The sequence below is a fragment of the Achromobacter sp. genome (genome assembly GCF_049647645.1).
Classification (GTDB): Bacteria; Pseudomonadota; Gammaproteobacteria; order Burkholderiales; family Burkholderiaceae_B; genus Achromobacter.
The window spans coordinates 1-10,753 of sequence record NZ_JBARYB010000165.1 but is presented as its reverse complement, the minus strand read 5'-3'; the positions used below and the strand labels follow the sequence as shown (position 1 = coordinate 10,753).

Sequence of the window (10,753 nt, the reverse complement as noted above, 5' to 3'; positions counted from 1 at the left end):
GGCCAACAGGCCGGGGCGCAGCGACCGCTGGCGGTTGACGGACGGCAAGGGTCGCGAGCACGAACTGCGCGTGGCGCCGGTGGCGCAGGCCGACACGGCCTCGGCCCTGCTGGCGTTCGCCGTGGCGGGATGCGGTGTGGCCGCGCTGCCCGAGTGGCTGCTGGAAGAACCGCTGGCGCGGGGCGCGCTGCAACGCGTGCTGCCTTCGTATACCTTGCCGCGCCAGGAGGTCTACGCGGTCTATCCCGACACCCGCCACGTCAGCGCCAAGGTGCGGCGCTTCATCGATTTCCTGCGGGCGCGGCAGGCGCCGGGCAACCGACCTTAGTTCAGCGCGCCAGCGCCGGCGTGCCGCCCGCGCCCAGGTCCCAGTACAGCCCCGTCATCAGGCCCAGCGCCTGTCGCAACAAGGCCGGCGGCAGATGTTCGTTCGGCGCGTGCTGGGAGCAGCCGGGATAGGAATGCGGTACCCAGATCGTGCGCAGGCCCAGTACATCGGTGAAGATGTCATTGGGCAGGGAGCCGCCCAGGTTGGGCAGCACGGCGGTCTTGGCGCCAGAGGTGCGTTCCAGCGAATCCACCGCCCAGCGCACCCAGGCATCGTCGGGGTCGATGCGGGTGGCGCGGAACATGTTCTCGCGGGTGAGCGTGATCTGGACCATGGGAAAGCCCTGGCGGTCCAGGTGGCGGCGCAGGGCTGGCACCAGGTCGTCCGGGTCCACGCCGACCACGAAGCGCAGCTGGCAGCGCGCCCAGGCGCGCGGCGGAATGGCGTTCACTGGCGTGTCGGGGTTGCCGGTCTTGTAGGCCAGGACCTCGAACGAACACCAGCCGAACACGCGCTCGGCCGGCGACAGGCCCGGTTCACCCCACCAGGGTTCGATCTCGGGGCCGTCGGCGCCGCCGTCCACCTGGCAGTCGGCAAGTGCGCGCCGCACCGCGTCGGGTAGCTCGCGCGGCACCCATTCGGGGATGCGGATCTGGCCGGTCGGCGAGACCAGCGTGGCGATCGCATGGGCCAGCTGGATGCCGGGGTTGGAGATCAGGCCGCCCCAGTTGCCCGAGTGGTGGCCGCTCGCGCGGGCCTCGATGCTCAGGTCGAAGTTCAGACTGCCGCGCGCACCCAGGAAAATGGTGGGGCGCTCCGCGCTCAGCCGCGGTCCGTCCGAGGCGATAAGCAGGTCGGCAGCCAGCAATGCGCGATGTTCCTCGCACAGATCGCGCAGGCCCATGGAGCCGGTTTCCTCGCCCATCTCGATCAGGTACTTGGCGTTGAAGCCCAGCTTGCCGCGCGTCTCCAGCACCAGCCGCAAGGCTTCCATATTGATGCTGTGCTGGCCCTTGTTGTCGGCGATGCCGCGGCCGTACCAGCGGCCCTCGGACTCGATCAGCGCCCAGGGCGAGAGGCCTTCCTTCCATTCCTTTTCCAGGCCGCGGATGACGTCGCCATGGCCATAGCCCAGCACGGTGGGCAAGGACGGATCCTCGATGCGTTCGGCGTACAGGAACGGCGCCAGCGCCTTCGGGTGGGTCAGCGTGCGGCAGGTGAAGCCCAGCGCCTCGAAGGCAGGCCGGATCTCGGCTTCCAGATAGGCGGCGAGTTCGGGCGCGCGCGCCGGATTCTGGCTTTCCGTGGGCTGAGCCAGGCGGCGCGCCAGCAGGGCGCGGAACGCGCCGGAATCAAAACACTGTTCCGCCTGGGCGATGGCTAGTGCGCGGGTCATGATGGCTGGACTCCGTTGGGGGTAGGGGGATAGAGGTGGCAGGCCACCACGGATTGCTCGCGCCGGATCAAGGCCGGGCGTTCGGTCTTGCATTGCGCCATGGCCTGCTGGCAGCGCGGATGGAAGGGGCAGCCGGAAGGCGGGCGCAACGGGTCCGGGAACGACAGGCCCAGGCCCATGTCGGGGATGCCCAGGCCGGGCTCGGGCGTCAGAACCGAGGCCAGCAGCGCCTGCGTGTAGGGATGGCGCGGGTCGTGGAATAGCTGCGCGGTGGCGGCGGATTCGACTACCCGGCCCAGGTACATCACCGCCACATGGGTGGCGATATGCTCGACCACCGCCAGGTTGTGGCTGATGAAGACATAGGTCAGGTTGAATTCGCGCCGCAGGTCCATCAGCAGATTCATGATCTGGGCCTGCACCGACACATCCAGCGCCGAGGTCGGCTCGTCGCAGATGACAATCTCGGGATGCATCACCAGCGCCCGCGCGATGGCGACGCGTTGGCGCTGCCCGCCGGACAATTGGCCCGGCGTGTTGTGGGCCAGCCGCGGCGGCAGGCCGACCCGTTCCAGCATCTCGATGGCTTTCTGCTGCTTGGGATTGGCGATGCCGTGCACTTCCAGCGGCAGCGAGACGATGGAGGCGATCGAGCGGCGCGGGTTCAGCGAAGAATATGGATCCTGGAAGATCGGCTGGACGCGGCGCGCCAGGGCGCGCCGGCCGAGGCTGCGGATGTCCTGCCCGTCCAGGCGGATCGCGCCTTCGGTCGGCGGCGTCAGGCCCAGCAGCATGCGGGCCAGCGTCGATTTGCCGCAGCCGGATTCGCCCACGATGCCCAGCACCGCGCCGCGCTCCACCGCCAGGTCCACGCCATTGACCGCATGCAGGGTGCTGCGCGGCCGGAACATGCCCGAGCGGATCGAGAACTGCCTGCTGACGGCCTCGGCTTGCAGCAAGGGGCTCATGCCGGGACTCCTTCGGGGTGGAGGATGCAGCGCCACTGCTGGCCGGAGTCGGCAGCATGCACGGGGACTTCGTTGCGGCACTGCGCTTGCGCATGCGGGCAGCGGTCATGGAAGGCGCAGCCACGCAGCTCGCCCACCAGCGCCGGCACCACGCCCGGGATGGTGCCCAGCGCTTCGCCCGGCGGCGTGCGGCCGGGCACGGGAATACAGCCCAGCAGCCCCCGCGTGTAGGGATGGCGCGGCGAGGCGAACAGCTCCGCCACCGGTCCTTCCTCGACGATCTGTCCGGCATACATCACCGCGACCTGGCGGGCGATGCGCGCGACCACGCCCAGGTCGTGAGTGATCAGCACCATGGCGATGCCCAGCTCGGCCTGCAGGTCGGCCAGCAGCCGCAGGATCTGCGCCTGGATTGTGACGTCCAGCGCGGTGCTGGGCTCGTCGGCGATCAGCAGCTCCGGGCCGCACATCAGCGCCATGGCGATCATCACGCGCTGGCGCAGGCCGCCCGACAGCTGGTGCGGGTATTGGGACAGCCGTTGCCCGGCCGATGCGATGCCGACCTTCTCCAGCAGCTCGACTGCGCGGTCGCGCGCCTGCTGCGCGCTGGCTTTGCAATGGTGGATGTAGTGCTCGGTCAACTGCTCGCCGATGGCGTAGGCGGGGTTGAGCGCCGTCATCGGCTCCTGGAAGATCATGGCCATCTTGCTGCCGCGCAGCGCGTTGATGCGCCGCCCGCGCGCCGCCGACAGGTCTTCGCCCAGCACCGACAGCCGGCGCGTGCTGCGCTGCGCGGCCTTGGGCAAGAGGCCCATGATGGCCAGCGAAGTCATGGACTTGCCGCAGCCGGATTCGCCCACCAGGCACAGCGTTTCGCCGCGCCGGACCTGGAACGATACGTCGCGCACCGCATGCAGGGCGCCGCGCGGCGTGGCGATGTCTACGGTCAGGCCCTGCACGTCCAGCACGATGTCCGTGTCGCTCATGCTCAGGCCCTCTCTTCAGGCGTCAGGAGTTGATGCAGCCCGTCGCCGGCGAGGTTGATCGCGAAGATCAGCAAAGCCAGCGCCGATCCGGGGATGGCGATCAGCCAGAACGAGAAGAACATATAGGCCTTGGCCTCCGAGATCATCAGGCCCCAGGATGGCAACGGCGGCTGCACGCCCAGGCCCAGGAAGGACAGGGAGGCTTCCAGCAGGATGGCGCTGGCGGCTTCCAGCGTGGCGATCACGATCAACTGCGGCACCACGTTGGGCAACACTTCGCCCCAGACGATGCGCCAGGTGGATGCGCCCGCCGCCTGCGCCGCGGCCACGTATTCCAGTGAACGCACCTGCTGGGTGGCGCTGCGCATCACCACCGCGTAGCGGTCCCACTTGAGCAGGCCCAGCACCAGGATCACCACCCAGAGCGAGCCGCCGACGATGGCCACCGTGGCCAGCGCCACCAGGATCACGGGCATGGACAAACGGGTGGTGATCAGGAAGGACACCGCCATGTCGACCTTGCCGCCGAAGTAGCCGGCCGCCATGCCCATGGCTGTGCCGATCAGGCCCGAGATCAGCGCCACGCTGATGCCGATCAAGAGCGAGATGCGGGCGCCGTAGAACAGGCGCGACAGGTAATCGCGACCCAGCTGGTCGGTGCCCAGCGGATGCAGCCAGGTGCCCTTGGCGTACCAGACCGGCGGCGCGGTGCGGTAGGCCAGGTCCTGGAAGTAAGGATCATGCGGCGAGATCCAGGGCGCGAACAGCGCGATCAGCACGATGACCAGCAGGATGCCGCCGCCGGCCAGCAGCGCCTTGTTGCGGCGCAGCCGCCGCCAGCGCAGGGCGGACGCGGACAGTTCCAGCGGGGGCTGGACGCCGGGAGCGGGCGGGGTAAGGGTAGGCGTATTCATGTCAGGACACCCGGATGCGCGGGTCGAGCCACGCGTTGGCGATGTCGGCCGCCAGGGTCAGCAGCACGTAGAGCACCGACAGCAGCAGCACGATCAGCTGCATCACGGGATAGTCCTTGTAGGTGATGCTCTGGTAAGCCAGGTAGCCCAGGCCGTCCAGCGCGAAAATGGTTTCGATGACGACCGAGCCGCCCAGCAGGTAGCCCAGCTGCACCGCGGCCAGCGCCACCACCGGCACGATGGCGTTGCGCAGCGCGTGCTTGAAGACGATCTTGCGCGCCGGCAAGCCCTTGGCGCGGGCGGTGCGGATGTAGTCGGCGGCCAGGACTTCGATCATGCCGGCGCGTATCAGGCGCATGAAGGCGGGCGCGACGTAGTAGCCCAGCGCGATGGCCGGCATGACGAAATGCTGCCAGCTGCCGCTGCCCGACACCGGCAGGATGCGCAGCGAGATCGAGAACAGCATGATCAGGATCAGCGCGAAGAAGAAGTTGGGCAGCGCCTGGCCCAGCACGGCGACGGCCAGGCAGATGCGGTCGATCAGGCTGCCCTTGTACAACGCGGCCAGCACGCCCAGCGGAATCGAGATCAAGAGCGCGAAGGCCAGCGCGCCCATGCCCAGCAGCAGGGTGGTCTTGAGCTTGGAGAGGATCAGCGGCCCGGCCTCGGTCTTGAAATACACCGAGGTGCCGAAGTCGCCCTGCAGGATGTGCCAGAGCCAGTCCGCGTACTGCACCGCCAGCGGTCGGTCCAGGCCGTAGGTCTTGCGGATCATGTCGATGTCGGCCTGGCGCGCGCCTTCGCCGGCCAGGGCCAGCGCCGGGTCGCCGGACAGGTGCAGCAGCAGGAACGCCAGGATCGAGACGGTCAGCGCCACCAGCAGCGCCAGGCCTAGGCGCCTGATCGTGAAATGCAGCATAGGGCTTCCTCTTCGTTGGACTCACGCCGGCCCAGCGCGATGCAGGGCCGGCGCGCGGCCTACTTCCAGCTCATGTCCCAGAAGCGCACCAGTTCATCCGAATAGGGCTTGAAGTTCACGTCCTTGGTGGCGACGTAGTAGGCGGGCAGGGTCCACAACGGCACCGCATAGGCCTTCTGCGCGATCAGGTCCAGCGCCTGCTTGTAGGCGGCGTTGCGCGCGCCGCTGTCGATGGTGCGGTCGCCCTTGGTGAGCAGGTCGCGCACCTGCGCGTCGCGGGTGACGTCGTCGTTGCCGAAGGCGAAGTACACCGGCGTGGAGGCGGACACGTCGTTGACCAGGTTGGAGCCCCAGGTCTGGTGCGTGAGCGAGGCCTTGTTGGCGCGGATCATGTCGCGCATGGCGGCGTACTGCAGGAAGTTGAGCTTGGCGCGGATGCCGACCGCCTGCAGATAGTTGATGATGGCCTCGGTCTGGTTGCGCTCGCGGTAGGCCACCAGGTCGATGTCGAAGCCGTTGGGGTAGCCGGCCTCGGCCAGCAGCTTCTTGGCCTGGGCCGGGTCGTACTTGTAGACCGGGGCGCCTTCCTGGGTGCAGCCTGTCTGCGAAGGCGTGCAGATGGTATTGATGAGTCCGCCGCCTTCGCCCACGATGTTCTTCAGCATGGACTCGCGGTCGATGGCGTGGATGATGGCGCGGCGCACGCGCTCGTCCTTCAGTTGCGGCGCGGGCGTGCCTTCCTGGATGTTCATCTGCATGAACACGATGCGCATGGTGTTGCCCGTGACCATCTGCAGCGAGGGCATGCCGCCCAGCTGCTCGGCCTGGTCCTTGGGCACGCTCATGATCAGGTCTTCGCCGCCCGAGATGACTTCGGCCATCTGCGTCTGGCGGTCGGGGATGAAGCGGATCACCACCTTGCCGATCTTGGGCTGAGCCTTGGGCGAATCCTTGAAGTAGTCGGCATTGCGTTCCAGCGTGATGGACTTGCCCGGCTGGTAGTCCACCACCTTGTAGGGACCCGAGCCCACCGGCTTGGCGTTCATGCCCTTGGGGCCGACTTCCTGGTAGTACTTGGCCGGATGGATGGCGGCGGTGGTGGACAGATACTCCTTGGCGCCGGGGAAGGGCTCCTTGGTGATCAGGCGCACCTTGTACTTGTCGATCTTCTCGACCTTGTCGATCCAGGCCACGTTCTGCTGCGTCACGGCCTTGTTCTTCGGGTCCGCCACGTAGTTCAGCGTGTACACCACCGAGTCCGCGTCGAACTCCTCGCCGTTATGGAATTTGACGCCTTGGCGCAGCTCGAACTCCATGGTCTTGTCGTCGACCTGCTTCCAGCTCTTGGCCAGCTGGCCCTTGTATTCGTTGGTGACGGGGTCGCGGTAGAGCAGGGTGTCCCAGACGTTGGCCGCGATGATGACGCCGATCCGCACGTTGTTGTAGTAGGGATCCACGCTTTCCGGCGCCTGGTCGTAGGCCATGCGCAGCGTGTCGTCCTTCTTGCCGGCCAGCGCTGGCTGGGCCGCCAGCGTGGCGCAGGCCAGCAGGGCGGCGGCCAGGGCCTTGAGGGGAATGGCGCTGCGCCGGGTCGGCGCGGATGCTGCGGGGGTGATGCGGAAATCAGTCATGGTGAGGCTCCTGTGGAAGTCACTGCACGTACTGCGTATCTGACATCTTCTATTCATGCGGGCGACTCGGCCCGCTGTCCTGCTTGCGCAAGAGGGGGCGTCAGCCTGAATCGGCCACCGCGGCGGGCGCCTGGCCCAGGGTCTTCAACGCCGCCTCGCACTTGCGCTGCAAGTGCTGGCGCATGATGCCGGCCAGCCGGTCGGCGTCGCGCGCGTCCAGGGCTTCGGCCATCTCGATGTGCTCGCGCATCGCCAGATCCCATTTCTGGCGGTTCTCGTTCGAGACGAAGCGCAGATTCTGGATGCGGGCGTTCTGGGCGTCGTACAGCTGCTTGAGCAGGCTGTTGTGCGCGGCCAGGCTGATACGTTCGTGGATCGCGCGATTGGTCTGGAAGTAGGTGGGCAGGTCGTGGCGCGCGTGGCTGGCCATCATTTCGTAGGTCAGGGCGCGGATCTCGGCGATCTCGGTGTCCGTGGCCCGTTCGCAGGCCAGCCGGCAGGACATGGCTTCCAGTCCGCCTATGACCTCGAAGGCCTCGCGGATGTTGGCCTCCGACAGCGCCACCACCTGCGCGCCGCGGTTCGGCTCGATCTGCACCAGCCCTTCGGCGGCCAGCACGCGGAAGGCTTCGCGCAAGGGTGTGCGGGACACGCCCAGCAGGTCGCACAGCGTGCGCTCGTTCAGCCGCGTGCCGGGCGGGAACTCACCCTGGATGATGCGTTCGCGCAATTGCCCGGCCACCGTGGCCGGCAGCGTGCGGCCGTTGCCCGCGCCGCGGGCCGCAAGCGGCGGCGCGGTTTCGGCAGCCACGTTGGCGGCGCCGGAATCAGGCATCAGGCTGGAAACGCTGCTCATTGGTATACAAAAATTCCCCGTGTTTTGCGAGACTATAAACCGGTACTTCCGTATCGCCCGATGGGTGTATACCCTAGGTTATTAACGTAAAAACAATGGGATAGAGTGACGCATGCCGCAAGTCCGCATGCCGGGCATCCCCTGCTTGTTTGCTTGGCGCCTTTTGTTGGTATACAAAAATATTCCACTTTGGGACTACGCATGCTTACCCTGAACAGTCATCCGTCCGGCCGGCATTTCCTGCAGATTCCGGGGCCGACCAATGTGCCCGACCGCGTGCTGCGCGCCATCGACCAGCCCACCATCGACCATCGCGGACCGGAGTTCGGCGCGTTGGGCCTGGCCGTGCTTGAAGGCATCAAGCAGGTGTTCCAGACGCAGTCGCCGGTGGTGATCTTCCCGTCTTCCGGCACCGGCGCCTGGGAGGCCGCGCTGGTCAACACCCTGTCGCCCGGCGACCGCGTGCTGATGGTCGAGACCGGCCATTTCGCCAGCCTGTGGCGCAAGCTGGCGGGGCGGCTGGGCCTGGAAGTGGACTTCCTGGAAGGCGACTGGCGCCATCCGGTGGACGTGGCGGCCATCGCCGCCCATCTGGCCGAAGACAAGCAACGTCAGATCAAGGCCGTGTGCGTGGTGCACAACGAAACCTCCACCGGCGTGACCAGCGACATCGCGGCCGTGCGCGCCGCGATCGACGGCGCCGCGCATCCGGCGCTGTTGATGGTGGACACGATCTCATCGCTCGGTTCCATCGACTACCGCCACGACGAATGGGGCGTGGACGTCACGGTGGCCGGCTCGCAAAAAGGCCTGATGCTGCCGCCCGGGCTGGCATTCAACGCTGTCAGCGCGCGTGCCCTGGCCGCGGCCGACCAGGCGCGGCTGCCGCGTTCGTACTGGGACTGGCGCGAAATGCTCGCCGCCAACGCCCGCGGCTACTTTCCGTACACGCCTTCAACCAATCTGCTTTACGGCCTGCACGAGGCCCTGGCCATGCTGCGCGAAGAAGGCTTGCCGCAAGTCTTCGCGCGCCACCAACGCCACGCCCAGGCCACGCGCCTGGCGCTGGCCGGCTGGGGACTGGAACTCCTGAGCCTGGAGCGGGCCGCGCATAGCCCGGCGCTGACTGCGGCGATCATGCCGCAAGGCCACGGCGCCGACGCCTTCCGCAAGCTGGTGCTGGAACGCTTCGACATGTCGCTGGGGCAGGGCCTGGGCAAGCTGACTGACCGCGTGTTCCGCATCGGCCACCTGGGCCACTTCAACGACCTGACGCTGTGCGGCACCTTGGCCGGCGTGGAAATGGGCCTGGCCGCGGCGGGCGTGCCGCATCGAGCGGGCGGCGTGCAGGCGGCAATGGAATTCCTATCCGGGGCGCGCGCAAGCGTAGCGGCCTGAGACACACACATAACGAGGGAAACAATGAACACACTCATGCAGCAGGCGATCCAATTCGCCAACGACCACGAATCCGCCTGGGACCGCAGCGTCAAGGGCAACTTCGGCGTGCACCTGAACGATCCGCCGCCCTGGAACCGCCTGCTTGGCCCCATTCACGACCGCGGCCCCGTGTCCGGCGTGGTCACCGTGCGCGGCGAGACCATCGCGTCCTGGGGCGAGCCCGAGCGCGCCGACCTGACCTTCAGCGTGGCCAAGCTCTATCTGGCAATCCTGGCCGGCGTGGCGCACGACCGCGGCCTGTTGCCGGACGTGGACGAACCCGTGGGCAAGCGCGTGCGCGGCATCGGTTTCGACGAAGGGCAGAACGCGGACATCACCTGGCGTCACCTGCTGCAGCAGACCAGCGAATGGGAAGGCGAACGCTTCGGCGTGTCCGACCAGGCCGACCGCTACCGCGCCGTCACCTTCGGCGTGCCGCCCGGCGGCAAGAAGGGCGACGCGCGGCCCTTGCAGCGTCCCGGCACGTATTGGGAATACAACGACGTGCGCATCAACCAGCTGTCGTATGCGCTGCTGCACCTGTTCCGCAAGCCCTTGCCCGAGGTCTTCCGCGAGGCCGTCACACGCCCCATCGGCGCCAGCGAGAACTGGCAATGGGTAGGCTACGACAACGCCTGGGTCGAGATCGACGGCCAGCGCATGCCGTCCGTGCCGGGCGGTTCGCACTGGGGCGGCGGCATGTCCATCAGCGCCCGCGACCAGGCCCTGATCGGCCAGATGCTGCTGAACGACGGCATGGCCAACGGCCGCCGCATCCTGTCCAGCGAATGGATCCGGGATATGCGCACGCCATGCGCGATCGCGCCGTACTACGGCTATCTGATCTGGCTGAATCATGAAGGCCGCGTGTTCCCTAGCGTGCCGGCTTCCAGCTTTTTTGGCGTGGGCGCGGGTAGCTCGTTTACGTGGGTGGAGCCGGAACGGCAGATGGTGGTGATCGTGCGTTGGCTGGACTCGGCGCATGCGGATGCGTTGTTCGGGAAGATCCTGGGGGCGGTGGATGCTGGCGCATAGATCGTTTTTGGCTTGGATTTTGACGTTCAGGATTTAAGGGGCGGGGGCTTCGAGCTTGCGGATGTCAGGGTTCTTTAGCCGCCGAGGCTGCCCTGCGCCATTCCGATGCTCGCCCCGATGGGGCTGCGCTTCGGATGGCTCCGGGGTCCTCGGCTGGCAGTCGCCTAATGCGTTGGTTTTGAACCCCGTTCATGGGCAGATGCCTTGAGCCGGTGGCCGGACGGAGGGATCCGAAGCGCAGCCCCACCGGGGCGAGCATCGGAATCCCGCAGTCCGGACG

Annotated in this window: 10 protein-coding genes; 3 read left to right on the top strand and 7 right to left on the bottom strand. The window is 67.3% G+C overall.

The window, feature by feature from the left end; translation table 11 throughout:
- Window positions 1–328 (top strand): LysR substrate-binding domain-containing protein (locus tag WBB14_RS19715; protein ID WP_424241327.1); only part of this gene is annotated, 328 nt, incomplete at its 5' end.
- 1 nt (window position 329) lies between these two features.
- On the opposite strand, the gene WBB14_RS19710 is transcribed toward WBB14_RS19715, so the two are convergent.
- From WBB14_RS19710 to WBB14_RS19680, 7 genes are all read right to left on the bottom strand, one after another.
- Complete coding sequence (locus WBB14_RS19710; protein ID WP_424241326.1) at window positions 330–1,724, bottom strand: M20 family metallopeptidase; 1,395 nt, start codon at window positions 1,722–1,724, stop codon at window positions 330–332.
- Window positions 1,721–2,692 (bottom strand): ABC transporter ATP-binding protein, encoded by a 972-nt coding sequence (locus tag WBB14_RS19705; protein ID WP_424241325.1) that lies wholly within the window; start codon window positions 2,690–2,692, stop codon window positions 1,721–1,723. The genes WBB14_RS19710 and WBB14_RS19705 overlap by 4 nt, the downstream gene beginning before the upstream one ends.
- A complete protein-coding gene (locus tag WBB14_RS19700) occupies window positions 2,689–3,678 on the bottom strand; it encodes an ABC transporter ATP-binding protein (RefSeq protein WP_424241324.1) in 990 nt (329 codons plus the stop codon). Before WBB14_RS19700 ends, WBB14_RS19705 begins: the two co-directional genes overlap by 4 nt.
- A gap of 2 nt (window positions 3,679–3,680) precedes the next feature.
- Complete coding sequence (locus WBB14_RS19695) at window positions 3,681–4,592, bottom strand: ABC transporter permease (RefSeq protein ID WP_424241323.1); 912 nt, start codon at window positions 4,590–4,592, stop codon at window positions 3,681–3,683.
- A gap of 1 nt (window position 4,593) precedes the next feature.
- Entirely contained in the window at window positions 4,594–5,511 is a 918-nt protein-coding gene (locus tag WBB14_RS19690; protein ID WP_424241322.1) for an ABC transporter permease, read from the bottom strand.
- A 59-nt stretch (window positions 5,512–5,570) separates the two neighbouring features.
- The gene (locus WBB14_RS19685; protein WP_424241321.1) at window positions 5,571–7,142 is read right to left on the bottom strand and encodes an ABC transporter substrate-binding protein; all 1,572 of its coding nucleotides are present in this window, start codon (window positions 7,140–7,142) and stop codon (window positions 5,571–5,573) included.
- A gap of 100 nt (window positions 7,143–7,242) precedes the next feature.
- The gene (locus tag WBB14_RS19680; protein WP_424241328.1) at window positions 7,243–7,977 is read right to left on the bottom strand and encodes a GntR family transcriptional regulator; all 735 of its coding nucleotides are present in this window, start codon (window positions 7,975–7,977) and stop codon (window positions 7,243–7,245) included.
- Window positions 7,978–8,199: 222 nt separating this feature from the next.
- Here WBB14_RS19680 and WBB14_RS19675 point away from each other — a divergent pair, with 222 nt between their 5' ends.
- Window positions 8,200–9,396, top strand: a complete 1,197-nt coding sequence (locus WBB14_RS19675; protein ID WP_424241320.1) for a pyridoxal-phosphate-dependent aminotransferase family protein — start codon at window positions 8,200–8,202, stop codon at window positions 9,394–9,396.
- A gap of 24 nt (window positions 9,397–9,420) precedes the next feature.
- Window positions 9,421–10,473: a serine hydrolase domain-containing protein gene (locus tag WBB14_RS19670; RefSeq protein ID WP_424241319.1), complete on the top strand. Its 1,053-nt coding sequence runs from the start codon at window positions 9,421–9,423 to the stop codon at window positions 10,471–10,473.
- Window positions 10,474–10,753: the final 280 nt, after the last annotated feature.

Excerpts from the sequence above, each read along its gene's own strand:
- WBB14_RS19710 (WP_424241326.1), bottom strand. The coding sequence starts at position 1,724 with ATGACCCGCGCACTAGCCATCGCCCAGGCGGAACAGTGTTTTGATTCC.
- WBB14_RS19705 (WP_424241325.1), bottom strand. The coding sequence starts at position 2,692 with ATGAGCCCCTTGCTGCAAGCCGAGGCCGTCAGCAGGCAGTTCTCGATC.
- WBB14_RS19700 (WP_424241324.1), bottom strand. The coding sequence starts at position 3,678 with ATGAGCGACACGGACATCGTGCTGGACGTGCAGGGCCTGACCGTAGAC.
- WBB14_RS19695 (WP_424241323.1), bottom strand. The coding sequence starts at position 4,592 with ATGAATACGCCTACCCTTACCCCGCCCGCTCCCGGCGTCCAGCCCCCG.
- WBB14_RS19690 (WP_424241322.1), bottom strand. The coding sequence starts at position 5,511 with ATGCTGCATTTCACGATCAGGCGCCTAGGCCTGGCGCTGCTGGTGGCG.
- WBB14_RS19685 (WP_424241321.1), bottom strand. The coding sequence starts at position 7,142 with ATGACTGATTTCCGCATCACCCCCGCAGCATCCGCGCCGACCCGGCGC.
- WBB14_RS19680 (WP_424241328.1), bottom strand. The coding sequence starts at position 7,977 with ATGCCTGATTCCGGCGCCGCCAACGTGGCTGCCGAAACCGCGCCGCCG.
- WBB14_RS19675 (WP_424241320.1), top strand. The coding sequence starts at position 8,200 with ATGCTTACCCTGAACAGTCATCCGTCCGGCCGGCATTTCCTGCAGATT.
- WBB14_RS19670 (WP_424241319.1), top strand. The coding sequence starts at position 9,421 with ATGAACACACTCATGCAGCAGGCGATCCAATTCGCCAACGACCACGAA.